Origin of the sequence: Croceicoccus sp. BE223, from assembly GCF_031457155.1 — a bacterium.
Lineage (GTDB): Bacteria > Pseudomonadota > Alphaproteobacteria > Sphingomonadales > Sphingomonadaceae > Croceicoccus.
This window is the reverse complement of record NZ_JAVDWB010000003.1, coordinates 368,954-388,736: the sequence shown is the minus strand read 5'-3', so window position 1 is coordinate 388,736 and position 19,783 is coordinate 368,954. Positions and strand designations below refer to the sequence as shown.

Below are 19,783 nucleotides of genomic sequence, written 5' to 3'. Positions count from 1 at the left end.
GAAAGCGCGCCGCTATTGCCTGATGGGGGCCTGACGGCGCGCGGGCTGCCGCTCTAGATCCGTTCGAGCGCGATCGCGGTCGCCTCGCCGCCGCCAATGCAGATGCTGGCGACGCCGCGCTTCAGGTCGCGGGTTTCCAGCGCGCCGAGCAGCGTCGCAAGGATGCGCGTGCCCGATGCGCCGATGGGGTGGCCCAGCGCGCACGCCCCGCCGTTGACATTGAGCTTGTCGCGCGGGATGCCGAGATCGCGCTCGGCGATCAGCGCGACGACGGCAAAGGCCTCGTTCACCTCGAACAGGTCGACGTCGTCCATCGTCCAGCCGATCTTCGCCATCAGCTTGCGCGTCGCGAAGACCGGCGCGGTGGTGAAGCGCGCCGGTTCGTGCGCGTGGCTGGCATGGCCAACCACGCGGGCAACCGGGGTCATGCCGAGCTTTTCCGCGGTGGAGGCGCGGCACATCACCAGCGCCGCCGCGCCGTCGGAGATCGACGAACTGTTCGCCGCGGTCACCGTGCCGTCCTTGGCAAAGGCGGGGCGCAGCGTCGGGATCTTGTCGGGATTGGCCTTGGCGGGCTGTTCGTCGGTGTCGACGACGGTTTCGCCCTTGCGGCCCTGCACGGTGACCGGCGCAATCTCGCGCGCGAAGGCACCGTTCTCGCCCGCCTGTCGCGCCAGGGTCAGCGAGCGGATCGCGTATTCGTCCTGGAACTCGCGCGTGAACTGGTATTCCTGCGCCGCTTCTTCGGCGAAAGTGCCCATCAGGCGGCCGGGGTTGTACGCATCCTCCAGCCCGTCGAGAAACATCGAATCCTTGACCACGTCGTGGCCGAGCCGCGCGCCGCCGCGATGCTTGGGCAGCAGGTAGGGCGCGTTGGTCATGCTCTCCATCCCGCCCGCGACGATCACCTCGGCGCTGCCCGCCAGCAGCGTGTCGTGCGCCATCATCGCCGCCTGCATCCCCGAACCGCACATCTTGTTGATGGTGGTCGCGGTGACATGCTCGCCCAGCCCGGCGTGAATCGCCGCCTGCCGGCCCGGCGCCTGCCCCTGCCCCGCTGGCAGCACGCAGCCCATGATGATCTGGTCCACCTCGGCCCCGGTGATACCGGCCCGCTCGACCGCGGCGCGAACCGCCTCTGCCCCCAGCAGCGGCGCGGCGACTTCGGAAAAGACGCCCTGCATGCCCCCCATCGGCGTGCGGGCGTAACTGGCGATGACGACGGGGTCGCTGGCGGCGGGATCGGACATGGCAAGGGGTCTCCGATAAGATGGACCACTTGTCTACCGGAAAGTATATTGCATTCCAACGGGTATTGTCGCACTCCTTCATGGATGTCGCGCAAGGTCGAGAAGATGCCCGTGTCGGATGACGCATCCCCGTTTCGCAGCCGCGAACAGAAACGCGCCGACCGCGAGGCGAAGCGCCAAGCCGTGCTGCTGGCGGCGGTGCGCATGTTCAACGAACGCGGCTACCACGCGACCTCGCTCGACGACGTGGCCGCATCGCTCGGCATTTCGAAGCCCACCATCTACCACTACCTCGGCAACAAGGAACAGGTGCTGCTCACCTGCCTCGGCACCGGACTCGACATGCTGGCCGACGCCGCGGTCGAGGCGCGCGGCAGGGCGGGCACCGGGGCCGAACGCCTGCGCGACTTCATGACCCGCTACGCCGAATTCAACATGCGCGATTTCGGCCGCCGCGTGATCCTGACGCAGGAAACCGACCTCAGCGAGGAAGGCGCCCGCCAGTTCCGCGCCGACAAGCGCAAGATCCACGAAATGATGCGCGACATCATCGTCGAAGGCCAGGCCGACGGCTCAATCGCCAAGGTCGATCCGACGCTGCTCGCCTTCACCATCGCGGGCGCCATCAACTGGACCGCGCACTGGTTCCGCTCGCGCCAGCCGGGCGACGAAAGCGAAGTGGCGCGCCGGATGGTCGCGATGCTGTGGGCGGGGCTGGAGCCGCGCTGACACGAAGTCGGCGGAGCATCGCTGCCCCGCCGATCGCATTTCCGGTCTGGTGCGCGCCCGATGGCCCGCTTACTGGCAGGCGAGGCATTCCTCGTAGTCGGTTTCGCCCGCGGCGGAGAGGTTGAACTGCGCCGCGTCCTTGGTGTTGTCGGCCTCCACCCCTCCGGCGAAACCGGCGCGCTGCACAGACTTCGAGCGCAGGTAATAGAGCGACTTGATGCCCATTTCCCATGCGCGGAAATGCAGCATCATCAGGTCCCACTTGTCGACATCGGCGGGGATGTAGAGGTTGAGGCTCTGCGCCTGGTCGATGAAGGGCGTGCGATCGGCCGCGAACTCGAGCAGCCAGCGCTGGTCGATCTCGAAGCTGGTCTTGTAGGTCGCCTTTTCCTCGGCGGTCAGGAAGTCGAGGTGCTGGACCGAGCCGCCGTGTTCGAGGATCGAGTTCCAGACGTTGGTCGAATCCTTCGACTTTTCGGCCAGCAGCTTCTGCAGGTAGGGGTTCTTCACCACGAAGTTCCCCGACAGCGTCTTGTGCGTGTAGATGTTCGCCGGGATCGGTTCGATGCAGGCGCTGGTGCCGCCGCAGATGATCGAGATCGACGCGGTGGGCGCGATCGCCATCTTGCAGCTGAACCGCTCCATCACGCCGACATCCTCGGCATCGGGGCACGGGCCCCGCTCGTGCGCCAGCATCATCGACGCCTCGTTCGCCTTGGCCGCGATGTGCTTGAACATCTTGAGGTTGATGGCCTTGGCCATCGCGCTCTCGAAGGCGATGTTCTTGGCCTGCAGATACGAGTGGAAGCCCATCACCCCCATGCCGACCGAACGTTCGCGCGCGGCGGAATACTTGGCGCGCGCCATCTCGTCGGGCGCGCGGTCGATATAGTCCTGCAGCACGTTGTCGAGCATGCGCATAACATCCTCGATGAACTGCTTGTCGTCCTTCCACTCGTCCCACGTCTCGAGGTTGAGCGAGGACAGGCAGCAGACCGCCGTGCGGTCGTTGCCGAGGTGGTCGCGCCCCGTCGGCAGGGTGATCTCGCTGCACAGGTTCGAGGTGGAGACCTTGAGGCCCAGTTCGCGGTGATGCTTGGGCATCATCCGGTTCACCGTATCGTTGAACACGATGTAGGGCTCGCCGGTCGCGAGGCGCGTCTCCACCAGCTTCTGGAACAGCGCGCGGGCGTTGACCGTCTTGCGGACCGAACCGTCGCGCGGGCTCTTGAGGTCGAAATCGGCGCCGTCGCGCACGGCTTCCATGAACTCGTCGGTCAGCAGCACGCCGTGGTGCAAGTTCAGCGCCTTTCGGTTGAAGTCACCGCTCGGCTTGCGGATCTCGAGGAACTCCTCGATCTCGGGGTGCGAGACGTCGATGTAGCAGGCCGCCGAACCGCGCCGCAGCGAGCCCTGCGAGATCGCCAGCGTCAGCGAATCCATCACCCGGACGAAGGGGATGATGCCGCTGGTCTTGCCGTTGAGGCCGACCGGCTCGCCGATGCCGCGCACCTGGCCCCAGTAAGTGCCGATGCCGCCGCCGCGGCTGGCCAGCCACACGTTCTCGTTCCAGGTGCCGACGATGCCCTCGAGGCTGTCCTCGACCGAGTTGAGATAGCAGCTGATCGGCAACCCGCGCCCGGTGCCGCCGTTCGACAGCACGGGCGTGGCGGGCATGAACCACAGCTTCGAGATGTAGTCGTAGAGCCGCTGCGCGTGCTCCTGGTCGTCGGCATAGGCGTCGGCGACGCGGGCGAAGAGATCCTGGTAGGTCTCGTTCGGCAGGAGGTAGCGGTCCTGCAGCGTGTCCTTGCCGAAATCGGTCAGGAGCGCGTCGCGGCTGGCGTCGGTGACGATGGTGAAGCGCCGCGCGGCGACATCCTTCGACGACATCTTCGGCGTGGCGGCGGCCTTCAGCCCTTCGGCCACGGCATTGCCGAGCGCCGCGGCGGCCGCCTCCGCCACCGGCGCGTCGGCCACAAGGCCGTCGCCCGCCAAATCCTTGCCGCTCACCTTGTCCTGCACGTCATTCTCCTTTGCGGGGGCTTCCTTGCCGGAAGCCGGCGCCGCGTTCTTGACCGATGCTGTCCCGGCCTGCGGGTCCGCGAACATGTCTGTCGTCATATCGTCACCCGTGACATCCGCCGAGTCGACCCGGCCGTCCCCGTTCCTGAAATCCATCTGTCCACCGCCCCGCATGTCCCGGCCCCGAAAGGCCACCCCGTCCGTCTACGGACCCGTTCATCGCCGGTCCGCTCAACAGTCGGCCCGAACCCGTCGCGGGCCTGACGACCGGCGGGCCATGCGTGTCGGATATGCCGCCTTGCGCGGATATCCTCTCGACCATGAAGCCCCACCGATCGTCCCGGCCCCGTATGCAAGAACCCGGCCGCGTGCCGCTTTTCCGCTTCCCGGCGGAAACGCGCGCACCGCAAGGTCTTGCGGTCCTCCCGTCGAACCGACCGCTAGGGATAGTGCCTCAACCAGCGGGGCACGCAAGCGGTAGTTATCCACGACATCCGCCCCTGCGCCATGCCGCAGCGCGGCGACGCGCGGAGCAAGCTGGACCGGCGCGGTGCGCAAGGGCCAAAGGCGGGCTAAAAAAACTTTTCAACAGTTCGGTTGCGGGCCCGGATCATGGTCCGTCGCACCGCCGAGCCGGGCCATTTCGCCTGCGATCCATATGGGGTGCCGGCGCGTGAAAGGAAGGCGGCATTCGCCCGTGCCGGGATAAAGCGGGCCGGTGAACTGGCCTCGCCGATTCCCGCTGCTATGCTGCCCGGCGGGTTGATTCTTCACGGCATTGGGAAAGACAGTTCATGCTCAACATTCTCGGCGCCATCGTCTCCGGCCTCGTCGTCGGCATCCTGGCGCGATTCTTCTATCCCGGCGATGTCGACATCGGCTTTCTGGCGACCATCGCGCTGGGGGTCGGCGGCTCGCTTTTCGCGGGGCTCATCGTCAGCCGCGGGCGCCGCGAATTCAATCGCCCCGGTTGTCTCGCCTCGGTGCTCGGCGCGATGGCGCTGATCCTGCTGGGCCGCCTGCTGCTCGGCTGATCAGGCGGCGCGGCGCGCCGTTCTGCGCTCGCAAAGCCGCGCGTCGGCGATCCGCATCGCCGCATCGAGCGTGTCGCCCCGGCGCCGCGCCATCGTGGCCAAGCCCCAAGAAAAGCCTGGGTGCTCGCCCGATCACCGCCCCAGCGCCCGGCGATGTCGCCGGAAGTAAACGCTTTGCGCGCGAAGGGGGTAAAGGGGCCGTTAGACCGCCCCTTCCGCCACGGCAGGGGTCAGGGCACCAGCACCGTGTCGCGCGCGACCGGATCGGTTTCCGGGTAGTCAGCGTTGTAATGCAGGCCCCGGCTTTCCTTGCGCCGCCGCGCCGAACGGACGATCAGGTCGGCCGTCTTCAACAGGTTGCGCAGTTCGATCAGGTCCTTGGTGACGCGGAAGTTGCCGTAGTATTCGTCGACCTCCTCCAGCAGCAGGCGGATGCGGTTGGCCGCCCTCTCCATCCGCTTGTCGGTGCGCACGATGCCGACGTAGTTCCACATGAAGCGGCGGATCTCGGTCCAGTTCTGCTTGATGACGACTTCCTCGTCGGGCGCGGTGACCCGGCTTTCGTCCCAGGGCCGGATCGGCGGCGGCGGGCGCATGTCGCCGAAGCGGGCGAGAATGTCGCGGGCCGAGCTGTCGCCGAAGACGAAGCATTCGAGCAGCGAGTTGGAGGCAAGGCGATTGGCCCCGTGCAGCCCGCTCTCGCTGCATTCGCCGATGGCGTAGAGATTGGGCAGGTCGGTCTGCCCCTTCAGGTCCACGCGCACCCCGCCGCAGGTATAGTGCTGCGCCGGGACCACCGGAATCGGCTCCCGCGTCATGTCGATGCCGAGGCCGAGCAGCCGTTCGTAGATCGTCGGGAAATGCTCGCGCACGAACTCGGGCGGCTTGTGGCTGATGTCGAGATGCACGTAGTCGAGGCCGAGACGCTTGATCTCGTGGTCGATGGCGCGGGCGACGATGTCGCGCGGGGCCAGTTCCATCCGCTCGTCGAAATCGGGCATGAAGCGCTTGCCCGCCTCGGACCCGGCCTCGGGCGGAAGCGTCAGGATGCCGCCCTCGCCGCGCACCGCCTCTGTAATCAGGAAGTTCTTGACCTCCAGGTTGTAGAGGCAGGTCGGGTGGAACTGCATGAATTCCATGTTCGACACCCGGCACCCCGCGCGCCAGGCCATGGCGATGCCGTCGCCGGTCGCGCCACTGGGCGCGGTGCTGAACAGGTAGGTCCGCCCCGCCCCGCCGGTCGCCAGGATCGTCGCCTTGGCGGTCAGCGCCTCGACATGACCGGTGCCGGTATCGAGCGCATAGGCGCCCCAGATCGACTGGCCGCCTTCGGGCGTGACGGTGTTGCGATCGCGGATAAGGTCGATGGCGACCATGTTCTCGCGCAGCGTGATGTTGGGATGCGCGCTCGCCGCCTTGAGCAGCGCGGTCTGCACGGCCCAGCCGGTGGCGTCGTCGACGTGGACGATGCGGCGGTGCGAATGCCCGCCTTCGCGCGTCAGGTGCAGCGCGCCCTGTTCGGTGTTGAACGGCACGCCGAGGTCGATCAGCCGCCGGATCGCCTGCGGCGCGTGTTCGATGACGTATTCGACCGTCTCGATCCGGTTGAGCCCCGCGCCCGCCACCATCGTGTCGCGGATGTGATCCTCGAACGTGTCGCCCGCGTCGAGCACGGCGGCGATCCCGCCCTGCGCCCAGGCGGTGGACCCGGCATCGAGCGGCCCTTTCGAGGTGACGAGGACTTTCGCCCGTTCGGCCAGCACCAGCGCGGCGGTCAGCCCGGCTGCGCCCGAACCGATGATGACGGCGTCGTAGTCTTGCGACATGAGCAGGTGGATCCCCCGGTGTTCTCTCCCACCGGCCGCGCCGGCAGCCGGGTCCTGCCCGGAACGCGCCCGGTCAGGTCAGTCCCGGCATTGCCATCGCGCGCCCTTTCCCACAAGCGTCGCATTCCCGTCATGCCCGCCCGCCAGGCCGCCTTGGCAATTTTTCCCGCCACATCCCCGGCATTGCCATCGCGCGCCCTTTCCCACAAGCGTCGCATTCCCGTCATGCCCGCCCGCCAGGCCGCCTTGGCAATTTTTCCCGCCACATCGGCGCGGCACTTCCGTAACGTCGGGGCAGGACCGGTGCGACATGCGACTTTGGCGGGGGTGGACGAGCCGCGTTTTCGCCCCTATTTCGCACTCGCAACAGCGGATCTGGCGTGACCGATCGGGGCACGGCGGCCACCGGACTGAGGATCGAAAGGACCAGACATGAGTGCAGTCTATCTCGTCTCCGCGGCGCGTACCGCGATCGGCACCTTTGGTGGCGCATTGAAGGACTACACGCCAGGCTCGCTCGGCGCGGTGGCGATCAAGGGCGCGCTGGCCCGTGGCGGCGTCGACCCGGAACTGGTCGAACACACCATCGTCGGCAACGTCGTCCCCTGCGAACCGCGCGACGCCTACGTCAGCCGCATCGCCGCGGTCGAGGCGGGCATCCCGCACGGTGCCCCGGCGCTGACCGTCAACCGCCTGTGCGGGTCGGGCATGCAGGCGATCGTCTCGGCGGCGCAGCACATCATGCTCGGCGATCACGAAGTCGCGGTCGGTGCCGGCGCAGAGGTCATGACCCGCGCCCCCTATTTCGCGATGGGCGTGCGCTGGGGCCTCAAAATGGGCGACAGCCCGCTGATGGACGGCATGCTCGGCGCGCTGCACGATCCGTTCCACCGCTACCACATGGGCATCACGGCCGAGAACCTGGCCGAGAAGTACCAGATCACGCGTGAGCAGCAGGACGAGTTCGCCGCCGAATCGCAGCGCCGCGCCGTGGCCGCGATCGAAGCCGGCTACTTCAAGGACCAGATCGAGCCGGTCGACGTGAAGGTGAAGAAGGACGTGGTCCAGTTCGTTACCGACGAGCACGTCAAGGCGGGCACCACCGCCGAGGCGCTGGCCAAGCTGCGCCCCGCGTTCAAGAAGGAAGGCGGCACGGTCACCGCAGGCAATGCCTCGGGCATCAACGACGGTGCGGGCGCGGTCATCCTTGCCAGCGAGGAAGCGGTGAAGAAGCACGGCTGGACGCCGATGGCGCGGCTCGTGTCCTATGGCCACGCGGGCGTCGACCCGGCCTACATGGGGATCGGCCCGGTTCCGGCGAGCGAGAACGCGCTGAAGAAGTCCGGCCTGTCGAAGGAACAGCTCGACGTCATCGAATCAAACGAGGCCTTCGCCTCGCAGGCTTGCGCCGTAACCAAGCAGCTCGGTCTCGATCCTGCCAAGGTGAACCCGAACGGTTCGGGCATCTCGCTCGGCCACCCGATCGGCGGCACCGGCGCGATCCTCGTCACCAAGCTGGCCTACGAACTGAAGCGCACCGGCGGCCAGTACGGCCTTGCCACGATGTGCATCGGCGGCGGCCAGGGCATCGCCACGATCTGGGAAAACGTTTCCTGATCGGGCGCCAGGCGCTGACATGAAAAGGGTGGCCTTCGCGGGCCGCCCTTTTTCGTTTGGTTGCGGAACGTTGCGCCTTGGCGCGGGCCTGCCTTCGCGTCAGGCGAAGAGGTCGTGGTCCATGTCCTTCTGGTGCGCGTTGGGCACCGGCAGCTGGGCATGGTCGCACTTGCGGTCGATCTCCGGCTCGTCATCCGCGACGGGCGCCGCCATGCCCATCATCCGGGCGCAGAAGGTCACCGGCATCATCCAGAATTCGATCCACCCGGCCAGCAGCGGCAGCGTGGCATCGGTGTAGGGCGCAGCGGTCGTCTGTTCGGTCATGATGGCCTCGTCAGTTCGGACATGGGCGGTCGGGGGCAGTTTCCGGACCATAGCCCGTGCCGCGCCCGCCGTCCATCGATGGAAGGCAGGGCGAGGCCCCGTCGCGGCGGTCGCAGCGCTCGTCAGGCCTCTGGCGTCGTTCGGGCGGCGCTAAGGCGGGATTCACCACGCCTGTTCGCGCGATCTCAACCCATTCCGCAAAGCTCCCCGCAGCCATTGCCGGCCTACCATCGGTGCACGCACCAGACCGGCGTCAACGCTGTTCCGCACACCGGCGAACGCCCCGCTGCAAGGAGACCATTCGATGAAGACGAACCTCAGCCGGGTTGCCCTCGCCATGGCGGCCCTCGCCTCGCTTTCGGCGCAGCCCGCCCTTGCCGAGAGCGACAACGAGAATGCCGCCATCGTCGTGCAGGGCGAATCGTGCACCAGCGCCGTGCCGACAGAGGATGGCCGGATCATCGGCGCCAACATGTTCGTCGACCCCGACGGGCGTTCCCAGCGGGTCGAGACGTCGAGCGGCAATGCTTTCCTGATGTGTCACTTCACCGTCCCGGCGAAGCTGAAACCTTCGTCGAAGCGCACCGCCGAAGGCTTCGGCTGCCGCGTCGGCAAGGACGGCGTGCGCACAACCGAAACGCAGATCCTCGTCACCCCGTCCGGGCGCGGCATGATGACCTGCCGCCTGCCCTGACGCGTCCGCCGGATCGGGCGGCTGGCGGCACGTGCCGGTCGCCCCCGGGAAAACGGCGCGCACACCCGTTTCGTGACGAGGGGCCCCTGCCCCTTCGGAGACGGGCGACGTGCGCTCCGGCCGGGCGGGGCGGTTTGTGCGGACGGCCCCGCCCGGCACCCTGCCCCGGATCACATCGGGCGCGGATTCGTGCTCAGGCGGTCTTGATCGCCGCGCCGCAGGCCCTGGCATCGTTGCCCTGCCTTGCGCAGACCGTCGCCAGCTTGCCCTGCGTCGCCTTCAGCACCTCGGCCCCGCCGTTCTTCGCGCTCCATTCGGCCATCGCCTTGCCCCAGCGTTCGACCGAGGTCCGCGTCCGCATGAAGTAGCTGTTGTCGCTCTTGCCCAGTTCGGCGAGGACGGCGTCGGCACTGGCCGCGACCGCCGCCTTGTCCTTCGGCGTCTGCTCCATCACCGTCATCGCGTAGTTCGCCGCCCACTGCACCCGCGTGGCCGGGCCTTGCGAGGCTTCGTAGGCCTTGCGCGCCCACTCGACCGCGCCCTTGGCGTCCTTGTCCTCAGCCGCCATGTCGGACAGGATCGACATGTAGTAATAGCCCGAACGCGAATTGGTCGCCTCCGCCGTCAGCAGCTTGCGCGCCCCGGCCCGGTCGCCGATCATGTCGAGCGCGCCCGCGGCGTAGGAGATCACCGCCTTGCGCGCGAATTCGTCCTTCGCCTCCCTGTCGACCGTCGCGACCCAGGCGCGGACCTCCTGCTTCAGCGGATCGCCAATGGTGCCGGTTCCCTCGGCCAGCGCGACCCGGCTGCGCAGCGCAAAGGTGCGGTCGAGCAGCGAGTTGGCCCGGTCGGCATGGAGCCTGGCCAGCGTCGCATCGAGCGAAGTGGTCAGCGCATCGCGCTCGGCCCCCTTGGGCAGCGCCGAGACGAGGTCTGCGGCGGAATAAATCAGCAGCGATTCGCCGGCCTCGACCTCGACCGGGCTGGCCAGCACCCTGGGCAGGATCGCCGCGACCTGCGCGGCCTGCGCCGGAGTCAGAACGAGGTTATCGTCCTTGTCGCTTTCGGCGGCAAAGCCGATGGCGTCGAGCGTGAAGCGCCGCTGCAGCGCCGGATCGGGCGCGGCGGCGGCCAGCTTCGCCAGCAATTCTCCGAGGTCGACGTTCTCGAACCGCTTGGGATCGTTGCCCCAGTCGAACGCGGCGAGGATCTTCCAATCCTCCGCCGACAGCCCCTTGGGGTCCTTGCGCGCATCGGCCAGCACGGCATCGATCGTGCGCGTGCGCCCTGCCGCCAGCGTCAGCAGCGCGGGCAGTTCCGAGGCCATCGTCGCGCTCGACAGGCGGGTGATCTCCTTGCCGTCGGGGCTGAGCGCGATGACCGTGGGATAGCCGCTGGCACCGAAGTGCTCGCCCCATTTCTGCGCCCCCTCGGTATCGCCGTCGAGGTAGACCGGAATGAAATCCTGCGTCTTGGCGATGAACGCGGGGTCCTTGAACAGGGTCGACTTCATCTGCGCGCACGGCGGGCACCAGACCGCCCCCCAGTAGAGCAGCACCGGCTTGCCGGTCTCCTTCGCCTCGGCCAGCGCATCCTCGACATCGCCCTGCCGCCAAGCGATCTCACTCGAAGCTCCGGCGACCGGCGGCTCGGCGGTCTGGTTGCAGGAGGCGGCCCCCAAGGCGAGCGTGCCGATCAGGGCCAGGGCGGCGAAACGGGTCATCTCGGTTTCCTTCGAAACGAAGAACGCCTGATCGGACACACCCGCACGACTGGCAAGATGCAAAATCCCGGCCGGTTTCAAGGCGAAGGGGGGCCGCCGCTTTCACGACGACCCCCTTGGCATTCAATCGATTGGATCGGATCAGTCGTAAAGCTGACCGCGGATCGCGCCGTTCGGATAGGCGGCGGTGTGCAGGTTGACGTAGAAGTCCTGCGGATTGCCCTGCAGGCGGTTCTCGGTCCACTCCGCACCGTCCTTGCAGCCCTGCCATTTGCCTTCGTTCGATTTGGTGAGGGTGAAGACCGGGGGACCGTTGGTGCCGGCCTTGCCGTAATGGATGTGCGCGGCGGTGACTTCGCCGATATTCTGCACGTCCTTGATCTCGTAGCAGACCTGGTCGAACGCATCGGAGATCGAGATCTCGGCCTTGCCCGAACCGTCCGGATCGCCGCCGCCGACTTCGGCCGCGCCGGTCAGGTTCGCGTTGTAGGTATCGGACGTCGCATCGACCGCTTCTTCCTCAAGCGTGGCGCATGCGCCCAGCGATGCAAACGCGACAACCGCCGCAGCGGCGAGAAAACCCTTTTTCATCCCAGTAAACTCCCGGATACTTCTTGGCCCCGCGTTTCGGGACCGGACGGAGAGCTAAACGGGATGGCGGACGGACGGTTCCATCCGACCTGGCCGGGCAGGCCGGGGCTTATGAATTTCGATAGGCAGGACAGCGAGACGTGCCGCAGTTCAGTCGCTCGATCGAACTGGCGTTCGCCATCGCTCAAGTCTGACCGGCCCCAAACTTCCCCCGGCCGGATCCAAGTCGCGGTCTACGCTTCGCTGTCGCTCGCGAGTGACCGGCCAGATCCGACCCCCGGACGGATCTGAGTCTCGGTCACTCCCACTCGATCGTGCCGGGCGGCTTGCTGGTGTAGTCGTAGACGACGCGGTTGATGCCCTTCACTTCGTTGACGATGCGGGTGGCGCACTGGCTGAGGAAGTGGCTGTCGAAGGGATAGACGTCGGCGGTCATGCCGTCGGTGCTGGTCACAGCGCGCAGGGCGCAGACGCTGTCGTACGTGCGCCCGTCGCCCATCACGCCGACTGTGCGAACGGGGAGCAGCACGGCAAAGGCCTGCCAGATCGCGTCGTAGAGGCCCGCGTTGCGGATCTCCTCTAGGTAGATCGCGTCGGCCTTCCTCAGGATGTCGCACTTTTCCTTGGTCACTTCGCCGGGGATGCGGATGGCGAGGCCGGGCCCCGGGAACGGGTGGCGGCCAACGAAGATGTCGGGCAGGCCCAGTTCGCGGCCAAGGTCGCGGACCTCGTCCTTGAACAGCTCGCGCAAGGGTTCGACGAGCTTCATGTTCATCCGCTCGGGCAGGCCGCCGACGTTGTGGTGGCTCTTGATCGTCACGCTCGGCCCGCCGGTGAAGGACACGCTCTCGATCACGTCGGGGTAGAGCGTACCCTGTGCCAGGAAGTCGGCGCCGCCGATCTTGCGCGCCTCTTCCTCGAACAGGTCGATGAACGCCTTGCCGATGAACTTGCGCTTCTTCTCGGGATCGGTCTCTCCGGCAAGGCCGCCGAGAAACATCTCCTCCGCGTCCACGTGGACGAGCGGGATGTTGTAGTGGTCGCGGAACAGGGTGACGACCTGCTGCGCCTCGTTCATGCGCATCAGGCCGTGATCGACGAAGACGCAGGTGAGCTGGTCGCCGATCGCCTCGTGGATCAGCACCGCCGCGACCGCGCTGTCGACCCCGCCCGAGAGGCCGCAGATCACCTTCCCGTCGCCCACCTGTTCGCGGATCTCGGCGATCTTGGTGTCGCGGAACTGCGCCATCGTCCAGTCGCCGGCGCAGCCGCAGACATGGCGCACGAAATTGGCGATCACCTTGCCGCCGTCGGGGGTGTGGACGACCTCGGGGTGGAACTGGGTGCCGTAATACTTGCGCGCTTCGTCGGCGATGACGGCAAAGGGTGCGCCGTCGCTGGTGGCGACGATCTCGAAGCCGGGCGCGAAGCGGGTGACCTTGTCGCCGTGGCTCATCCACACCTGGTGACGTTCACCTTCGGCCCAAAGCCCGTCGAACAGCGCGCAGTCCTTCGTAACCGTGAGATAGGCGCGGCCGAACTCGCCACCCTCGCCGGTTTCGTGCCCGGGCCGGACTTCGCCGCCGAGCTGGTGGCTCATCACCTGCTGGCCGTAGCAGATGCCGAGGATCGGCAAGCCGCTGTCGAACAGCACCTGCGGCGCGCGGGGGCTGCCGTCTTCGGGCACCGACGCGGGCGAGCCGGACAGGATAATGCCGCGCGGGCGCATCCGCGCGAAGGCTTCCTCCGCCATGGTGAAAGGGGCGATCTCGGAATAGACGCCCGCCTCGCGCACGCGGCGGGCGATGAGCTGGGTCACCTGGCTGCCGAAATCGACGATGAGGATGGAGTCGTGATGAAGCGCGTCGGTCATGGCTGTCCTGCTGGGTTTCGCCGCGCCCTACGGATTGGTCGCGATTCTGTCCAGAACAGGCGACACGCCCGCCGCTCGTATGACTTGCGAAAACTGCAAGCAATAATGTTGCTTTCGCACGTGCAGCACCGTGCTGCACTGCGGTAAAGAGCCGCTGCGGGACCGGAAAGCCGGGCCGCCACACGTAAAAATGTCACGCAGGGAACATCGACATGAACACGACCATGACCAACCAAGTGGTTGGCTCGGTGGTGGCGCTGGCCGTCAGCCTCGCCACTTTCGCGCTTACCGCTTTCTGATCGCGCCTTCGCGGCCCGATCGGACCCACACGCGGGCGGCCCTCCTGGCCGCCCGTTTGCGTTCCGGCGCTCTGCTCGGGTTCAGGCCTCCCCTTCCCCATCGGGGCGCGGCGGGCAAAAGCTGAGCTTGGCGAGCCGCCAGTCGGGCATGTCGGGCCCGGTCAGGGTGTGCAGCGGCGGCAGGCTTTCCGGACCGGCGACACCGTCGACCATCGCCTCGATATAGCGGCCATTTTCCCGCATCCGGGCCGAGCCGCCCGGAAACTTCTCTTCCAGCCGCGCCTTCAGCGCCTTCGCCTCCTCGGCGATGTCGTCGCTGTCCAGTTCGCGCGGTGCGCCGTCGAGCAGTTCGGCTGCCGCGATCCGGGTGTTGGTAAACCCGTCCTTCAGCACCGAAGCGCCGATGAACAGCGCCGCCGTGCTGTCCGCCCACCACCAGCCCATTCCGATGCCGAGGATGCCGAGAATGCCGGCCAGCCCGGTCTGCCAGTCGGCCTTCTGCATCAGCGCGTCGGTGTGCAGCACCTTGTCGCGCAGGCGCTGCGCCACCGGCTGCTTGATGCGGCCCAGCACGACGGGCGGCACCACCGAATAGGCCAGCGCCGCGATCATCAGCCAGCCGAGCCAGACCTGGTGGCCGAAGATAGTCACCGGCGGCACGGTCGGATGCTCCCGCAGCAGCAGCGTCGTGGCGCTTTCGTAGACGAGGAACAGGCCCACCCCCATCAGCGCCACCGCCGCGATCAGGAAGGCGAGGCTCATCACCCGGACATGGCCGAAGGGCCAGCGATCGCTCGGCGGTTTCGGTTCCAGCCGCGCGCAGACAAGCCAGGTGATCGCGGGCACGAGGCTGAGGACATCCTCGATAAGCGCGGACTGCATCGCCTTGCTCGCGCCCATCGCGAAATACATGGCGACGAGCACGGTGGCCATCAGCGCCAGCGTCGCCCATTCGAGCCGCCGCGCCTTTGCCATGTCGGCGCGGATCGCCAGCGGCAGGCCGCTTATGGCTCGCGCTCCTTCCGGCCGGCATCCTCGACCCGCATGATCCAGCCGTTCTCGCCGTTGCGGAACGCGAAGCGGGGGAGGCGCTCGGACTTGCCCGGCTTGCCGTCGCGCGTGGCGGGCTGGCCGAAATGGACGCTCGTGGCCCATGGCGAATCGTCGGCGAATTCGCCGTAGACGAGATCGAAGTGGCCTTCCTCCAGGCCTTCGAGCAATTCCTCGCCGTGGCCCGGGATGCGGGTGACGGTGGCGCCGAGCGAAGACGCGGCGCGGGCAAGCTGGCGCTGGCTGGCAGGATCGGGTGCGGCGCCTTCGACTTCGCCGAGGATCACGCTGCCTCGCTTGCGGATGTGGTCCTCGGTCCCGGCAGGATCGTGGGGCATGCCGCAGGCCGCGAGCATGGGCGCGACGGGGAGGACGAGGATGGTCCGCGCAGCTTTCGGCAAACCCGGTATCGATCTCATGCGCTGCACCCCTGTACGCCCGACCCGATAACGCGCGGGCCGTTACTGGGGTTCCGTCCGCTGCCCCTTGCCCCTACCCCGCGTAGGCGCGGACGAGATCGTAGAGGAACGTCCGCCCGTCCATCAGCGCCTTGACCCGGATCCGTTCGTTGAGGCCGTGCACGCCCGTCTCCTCCGGCCCCGTCCACAGGCCCGGCGTGCCATAGGCGGGAATGCCCGCCGCCGTCAGGTAGGTGCTGTCGGTATAGCCGTTAGCCATGCTGACGCCGACCGTGGCGCCGGGATAGTGGCGCTGGGTCAGCGTTTCGATCGGGCGCATCAAGGCGGGCGTGAGCGGCGGCGCGGGCGGCGCGGGGCGAACAGGCGGCAGGGTCGTCACGGTGACAGCCGGATTGCCGATGGCGGCGACCAGTTCGGCGCGAATGTCCTCGATCGCGTGGCCGGGAAAGATGCGGCAATTGATGTTGGCCTTCGCGCCTTGCGCCAGAGCGTTGCGGGCGTGCCCCGCCTCCACCATCGTCGCGACGCAGGTCGTGCGGGTGTTGCTGCGCAGGTAAGGGTCGGCGGACAGGACCTTGTCGGCCTCCGCGTCGGTCGGGTCGGCCAGCAGGGCGGCGATGGCCACGGCCATCGCGCTTTTTTCGACGCGGGCGCGGGCGGCCAGCGCGGCCCGCGTCACTTCGGTGAATTCGACCGGGAACGGGTGCGCCTCCACCGCCAGCATCGCCCGCGCCAGGTCGTAGATGGCGTTGTCGGGCCGCGGAGCGGAGCTGTGGCCGCCCGGGTTCTTCGTGGCCAGTTCGAAGTTCGCGAAGATCTTCTCGCCCACCTGCACCGTCTGGGTGTGCACCCGGCCCGTCGCGTCCGCCGTCCCGCCGCCGCCTTCGTTGAGCGCGAAGTCCGCGTCGATCAGGCCGCGGTGCTCCTTGGCCAGCCATTCCGCGCCGTTGAACGCGCCGTTGGTCTCCTCGCCGCAGGTCAGCGCCACCTTCACGGTCCGCTTCGGGCGCGTGCCGTCGCGGGCGAAGCGGGCCAGCGTATCGATCCAGATCGCGGCCAGCGACTTCGCGTCCGACGCCCCCCGCGCATAGAACCAGCCGTCCTCCTCGATCAGCGTGAAGGGATCGCGAATCCAGTCCTCGCGCCTCGCCTCCACGACGTCGAGATGCGCCAGCAGCAGCACCGCCGCCTTGGCAGGCGCCTTGCCCTTGCCCCGTGCATCGCGGCCCGGAAACACGGCGACGAGATTGCCTTCCTCCGGATGGCCGGGCGCGACGAGCAGGTAGAGGTTCTCCCTCGCCATGCCTGCCGCCGCCAGGTGATCCGCCGCCAGCTGCGCTGCCCTGGTGCAGCTCCCGCTCGACAGCGTCGTGTTCGTTTCGACCAAACCCTTGTAAAGCGAACGGAAAGACGCCTCCCCGCCATCGGGCTGCGCCGCCGGCGCGGCGAACGCCGGCGGGGCCAGCGACAGGACGACGGCGAGCATGGCGGCGCCGAGCGGCAGGCGGCGGGAACGGATCGACGGCATGGCGGGGCGGATCTCCTGTTTCGCCGCCTCTTGAAGCAGCATCAGGCTGTGGATGGAAGGGGGTGGAAAGGCTTTCGGTTTGGGGCCGCGATGCCTATATGATGGGCATGGACGAGAACCCCGGAAAAACCCAGAACACCAACGGATACGGCGCGGAAAGCATCAAGGTGCTGAAGGGCCTCGACGCGGTGCGCAAGCGCCCCGGCATGTACATCGGCGACACCGATGACGGCTCCGGCCTCCACCACATGGTGTTCGAGGTGTCGGACAACGCCATCGACGAGGCGCTAGCCGGCCACTGCGACCGCGTCATCATCGAACTGCACCCCGACAATTCTGTTTCGGTGGACGACAACGGCCGCGGCATCCCGGTCGACATCCACAAGGACGAAGGCGTTTCGGCGGCAGAGGTCATCATGACCCAGCTCCACGCCGGCGGGAAGTTCGAGAACACCAGCGAGGACAACGCCTACAAGGTTTCGGGCGGGTTGCACGGTGTCGGCGTCTCGGTCGTCAACGCGCTGTCCGAATGGCTGGAACTGACCGTCTGGCGCGACGGCAGGGAACACTGGATGCGGTTCGAGCACGGCGATGCCGTTGCCCCGCTGATCGTGAAGGGCGATGCGCCGCTGAACGACGACGGCAAGCCGCGCAAGGGCACCCGCGTCCGTTTCCTCGCCAGCAACGACACCTTCAAGAACGTCACCGAATACGATTTCGAGAAGCTGGAACACCGCTACCGCGAGCTGGCCTTCCTCAATTCGGGCGTCCGCATCGTGCTGCGCGACCTGCGGCACGAGGAGCCGAAGGAGCACGACCTGTTCTACGAAGGCGGCATCGCGGCCTTCGTCAAGTATCTCGACCGCAACAAGCAGCCCTTGGTGCCCGAACCGGTCGCGATCAGCGCGGACCGCGACGGCATCGGCATCGACGTCGCGCTCGAATGGAACGATTCCTATTACGAGAACGTGCTCTGCTTCACCAACAACATCCCGCAGCGTGACGGCGGCACCCACCTCGCCGCGTTCCGCGCCGCGCTGACCCGCACGCTCAACGGCTATGCCGAGCGGACCGGGCTGATGAAGAAGGAAAAGGTCTCGCTGACCGGAGAGGACATGCGCGAGGGGCTGACCGCGATCGTCTCGGTCAAGCTGCCCGATCCCAAGTTCGGGTCGCAGACCAAGGACAAGCTGGTCTCCTCCGAAGTGCGCCAGCCGCTCGAAAGCCTGATGGGCGACAAGATGAGCGAATGGCTGGAGGAGAATCCCGCCAACGCCAAGCAGATCGTCCAGAAGATCATCGACGCCGCCGCCGCCCGCGAAGCCGCGCGCCGCGCTCGCGAACTCACCCGCCGCAAAGGCGCGATGGATATCGCCAGCCTGCCCGGCAAGCTGGCCGATTGCCAGGAACGCGATCCGTCGAAGTGCGAAATCTTCCTGGTCGAGGGCGATTCCGCAGGCGGCTCGGCCAAGCAGGGCCGCGATCGCAAGACGCAGGCGATCCTGCCGCTGAAGGGCAAGATCCTCAACGTCGAGCGGGCCCGGTTCGACCGGATCATCTCGTCGAAGGAAGTCGGCACCCTGATCCAGGCGATGGGCACGGGCCTGCGGGACGAGTTCAACCTCGAAAAGCTGCGCTACCACAAGATCGTCATCATGACCGACGCCGACGTCGACGGCGCGCATATTCGCACCCTGCTGCTGACGTTCTTCCACCGCCAGATGCCAGACATCATCAAGGCCGGGCACCTCTATATCGCGCAGCCGCCGCTCTACAAGGTCGCGAAGGGCCGGTCGGAGGTCTACCTCAAGGACAACGACGCGCTCGACCGTTACCTGATCGAGGCGGGGCTGAACGGCAAGGTGCTGGAAACCACCGGCGGTGCGCGCAGCGGCGAGGATCTGGCCGCGCTCGTCGAACAGGCGCGCCGGTTCAAGAGCACGCTGGCCTTCGCGCCGGGCCGCTACGACCCTTCCATCGTCGAAGCGCTGGCCCTTGCCGGTGCGCTATCGCCCGATCTCGACGACGCGGCGCGCGATGCTGCGCTCGCCCGCGCCGCCGCGACGATGCAGGTCGAGGATCCGGAGGCGCGCTGGTCGGCCAAGCCGACGGCGGAAGGCTATGCGCTCGAACGCGTCTGGCGCGGAGTGACCGACCATTTCGCCATCGACGCCAAGTTCCTGACCAGCGCCGAGGCGCGCAAGCTGCACAAGGTCGCTGCCGAACAGGCCGAGGCCTATGTCGGCGGCGCGCGACTGGTGCGCGCCGGCGCAGCCCCGGTCGAGGACGAGACGGACGACACCGCACCGGTCGCCATCGGCAAGGAAGGGCAGATCACCCGCCCGACCCAGCTGCTCGACAAGGTCATCGCCGCGGGCCGCAAGGGGCTTTCGGTGCAGCGCTACAAGGGTCTCGGCGAGATGAACGCCGAGCAGCTCTGGGAAACCACGCTCGATCCCGAAAACCGCGCGCTCCTGCAAGTTAAGGTCGAGGATGCGGACGTCACCGACGAGATCTTCACCCGCCTGATGGGCGACATCGTCGAACCGCGCCGCGACTTCATTCAGGAAAATGCCCTGAACGTCGCCAACCTCGACGTCTGACCGTCTGCGCCGCGCCCGCACCGGCCCCTCTCGAAGGGGCCGGTGCGGCGCGATGCCGCTCGCCCCGGTCCCTTGGTCGACACAGGTGCAGATTGCGCGCAACACCTGCGCGGGAAACGTGCGTAGGTCACGCTAAAATAGTTTCAGGAAAAACCGCCCGCTGCTAATCGCGCCCGTATCCGATCCGCCCCAGAAGCG

General features: G+C 67.4%; 15 protein-coding genes. 5 read left to right on the top strand and 10 right to left on the bottom strand.

The window, feature by feature from the left end; translation table 11 throughout:
* Positions 1-53: 53 nt before the first annotated feature.
* Positions 54-1,250, bottom strand: coding sequence for an acetyl-CoA C-acyltransferase (locus tag J2X37_RS09325; RefSeq protein WP_310020334.1), 1,197 nt, complete (start codon positions 1,248-1,250; stop codon positions 54-56).
* 84 nt (positions 1,251-1,334) lie between these two features.
* Between J2X37_RS09325 and J2X37_RS09320 the strand changes: the two genes are divergently transcribed.
* On the top strand, positions 1,335-1,979 hold the full coding sequence (locus J2X37_RS09320) for a TetR/AcrR family transcriptional regulator (RefSeq protein WP_310020332.1): 645 nt from the start codon (positions 1,335-1,337) through the stop codon (positions 1,977-1,979).
* Positions 1,980-2,048: 69 nt separating this feature from the next.
* On the opposite strand, the gene J2X37_RS09315 is transcribed toward J2X37_RS09320, so the two are convergent.
* Complete coding sequence (locus J2X37_RS09315) at positions 2,049-4,160, bottom strand: ribonucleoside-diphosphate reductase subunit alpha (RefSeq protein WP_310020330.1); 2,112 nt, start codon at positions 4,158-4,160, stop codon at positions 2,049-2,051.
* A gap of 638 nt (positions 4,161-4,798) precedes the next feature.
* Between J2X37_RS09315 and J2X37_RS09310 the strand changes: the two genes are divergently transcribed.
* Positions 4,799-5,038 (top strand): GlsB/YeaQ/YmgE family stress response membrane protein, encoded by a 240-nt coding sequence (locus tag J2X37_RS09310; protein WP_310020328.1) that lies wholly within the window; start codon positions 4,799-4,801, stop codon positions 5,036-5,038.
* Positions 5,039-5,268: 230 nt separating this feature from the next.
* Here the strand turns inward: J2X37_RS09310 and nadB are convergent, their stop codons facing one another.
* Positions 5,269-6,864, bottom strand: coding sequence for an L-aspartate oxidase (gene nadB / locus J2X37_RS09305; protein ID WP_310020326.1), 1,596 nt, complete (start codon positions 6,862-6,864; stop codon positions 5,269-5,271).
* Between the two features lie 432 nt (positions 6,865-7,296).
* On the opposite strand from nadB, the gene J2X37_RS09300 reads away from it, so the two are divergent.
* Positions 7,297-8,481: an acetyl-CoA C-acyltransferase family protein gene (locus J2X37_RS09300; protein WP_310020324.1), complete on the top strand. Its 1,185-nt coding sequence runs from the start codon at positions 7,297-7,299 to the stop codon at positions 8,479-8,481.
* Between the two features lie 99 nt (positions 8,482-8,580).
* Here the strand turns inward: J2X37_RS09300 and J2X37_RS09295 are convergent, their stop codons facing one another.
* Positions 8,581-8,805 carry a hypothetical protein gene (locus J2X37_RS09295; protein WP_310020322.1) on the bottom strand — a complete coding sequence of 75 codons (225 nt, stop codon included), beginning with the start codon at positions 8,803-8,805 and terminating at the stop codon, positions 8,581-8,583.
* A gap of 304 nt (positions 8,806-9,109) precedes the next feature.
* Between J2X37_RS09295 and J2X37_RS09290 the strand changes: the two genes are divergently transcribed.
* Positions 9,110-9,499 (top strand): hypothetical protein, encoded by a 390-nt coding sequence (locus J2X37_RS09290; RefSeq protein WP_310020320.1) that lies wholly within the window; start codon positions 9,110-9,112, stop codon positions 9,497-9,499.
* A 193-nt stretch (positions 9,500-9,692) separates the two neighbouring features.
* On the opposite strand, the gene J2X37_RS09285 is transcribed toward J2X37_RS09290, so the two are convergent.
* The 6 genes from J2X37_RS09285 to J2X37_RS09260 all read right to left on the bottom strand — a co-directional run bounded on the left by J2X37_RS09285 (position 9,693) and on the right by J2X37_RS09260 (position 17,024).
* Positions 9,693-11,222 carry a thioredoxin family protein gene (locus J2X37_RS09285; protein ID WP_310020318.1) on the bottom strand — a complete coding sequence of 510 codons (1,530 nt, stop codon included), beginning with the start codon at positions 11,220-11,222 and terminating at the stop codon, positions 9,693-9,695.
* Between the two features lie 141 nt (positions 11,223-11,363).
* Complete coding sequence (locus J2X37_RS09280) at positions 11,364-11,813, bottom strand: CHRD domain-containing protein (protein ID WP_310020316.1); 450 nt, start codon at positions 11,811-11,813, stop codon at positions 11,364-11,366.
* A gap of 298 nt (positions 11,814-12,111) precedes the next feature.
* Positions 12,112-13,686: a glutamine-hydrolyzing GMP synthase gene (gene guaA / locus J2X37_RS09275; protein ID WP_310020314.1), complete on the bottom strand. Its 1,575-nt coding sequence runs from the start codon at positions 13,684-13,686 to the stop codon at positions 12,112-12,114.
* 380 nt (positions 13,687-14,066) lie between these two features.
* Positions 14,067-14,960 (bottom strand): cation diffusion facilitator family transporter, encoded by an 894-nt coding sequence (locus J2X37_RS09270; RefSeq protein WP_310020312.1) that lies wholly within the window; start codon positions 14,958-14,960, stop codon positions 14,067-14,069.
* Between the two features lie 29 nt (positions 14,961-14,989).
* Positions 14,990-15,454: a hypothetical protein gene (locus J2X37_RS09265; protein ID WP_310020310.1), complete on the bottom strand. Its 465-nt coding sequence runs from the start codon at positions 15,452-15,454 to the stop codon at positions 14,990-14,992.
* A 73-nt stretch (positions 15,455-15,527) separates the two neighbouring features.
* On the bottom strand, positions 15,528-17,024 hold the full coding sequence (locus J2X37_RS09260; RefSeq protein WP_310020308.1) for a M20/M25/M40 family metallo-hydrolase: 1,497 nt from the start codon (positions 17,022-17,024) through the stop codon (positions 15,528-15,530).
* Between the two features lie 65 nt (positions 17,025-17,089).
* Here J2X37_RS09260 and gyrB point away from each other — a divergent pair, with 65 nt between their 5' ends.
* On the top strand, positions 17,090-19,585 hold the full coding sequence (gyrB, locus tag J2X37_RS09255; protein ID WP_310020306.1) for a DNA topoisomerase (ATP-hydrolyzing) subunit B: 2,496 nt from the start codon (positions 17,090-17,092) through the stop codon (positions 19,583-19,585).
* Positions 19,586-19,783 lie beyond the last annotated feature (198 nt).

Coding starts and splice junctions, on each gene's coding strand:
- J2X37_RS09325 (WP_310020334.1), bottom strand. CDS start 1,250: ATGTCCGATCCCGCCGCCAGCGACCCCGTCGTCATCGCCAGTTACGCC.
- J2X37_RS09320 (WP_310020332.1), top strand. CDS start 1,335: ATGTCGCGCAAGGTCGAGAAGATGCCCGTGTCGGATGACGCATCCCCG.
- J2X37_RS09315 (WP_310020330.1), bottom strand. CDS start 4,160: ATGGATTTCAGGAACGGGGACGGCCGGGTCGACTCGGCGGATGTCACG.
- J2X37_RS09310 (WP_310020328.1), top strand. CDS start 4,799: ATGCTCAACATTCTCGGCGCCATCGTCTCCGGCCTCGTCGTCGGCATC.
- nadB (WP_310020326.1), bottom strand. CDS start 6,864: ATGTCGCAAGACTACGACGCCGTCATCATCGGTTCGGGCGCAGCCGGG.
- J2X37_RS09300 (WP_310020324.1), top strand. CDS start 7,297: ATGAGTGCAGTCTATCTCGTCTCCGCGGCGCGTACCGCGATCGGCACC.
- J2X37_RS09295 (WP_310020322.1), bottom strand. CDS start 8,805: ATGACCGAACAGACGACCGCTGCGCCCTACACCGATGCCACGCTGCCG.
- J2X37_RS09290 (WP_310020320.1), top strand. CDS start 9,110: ATGAAGACGAACCTCAGCCGGGTTGCCCTCGCCATGGCGGCCCTCGCC.
- J2X37_RS09285 (WP_310020318.1), bottom strand. CDS start 11,222: ATGACCCGTTTCGCCGCCCTGGCCCTGATCGGCACGCTCGCCTTGGGG.
- J2X37_RS09280 (WP_310020316.1), bottom strand. CDS start 11,813: ATGAAAAAGGGTTTTCTCGCCGCTGCGGCGGTTGTCGCGTTTGCATCG.
- guaA (WP_310020314.1), bottom strand. CDS start 13,686: ATGACCGACGCGCTTCATCACGACTCCATCCTCATCGTCGATTTCGGC.
- J2X37_RS09270 (WP_310020312.1), bottom strand. CDS start 14,960: ATGGCAAAGGCGCGGCGGCTCGAATGGGCGACGCTGGCGCTGATGGCC.
- J2X37_RS09265 (WP_310020310.1), bottom strand. CDS start 15,454: ATGAGATCGATACCGGGTTTGCCGAAAGCTGCGCGGACCATCCTCGTC.
- J2X37_RS09260 (WP_310020308.1), bottom strand. CDS start 17,024: ATGCTGCTTCAAGAGGCGGCGAAACAGGAGATCCGCCCCGCCATGCCG.
- gyrB (WP_310020306.1), top strand. CDS start 17,090: ATGGACGAGAACCCCGGAAAAACCCAGAACACCAACGGATACGGCGCG.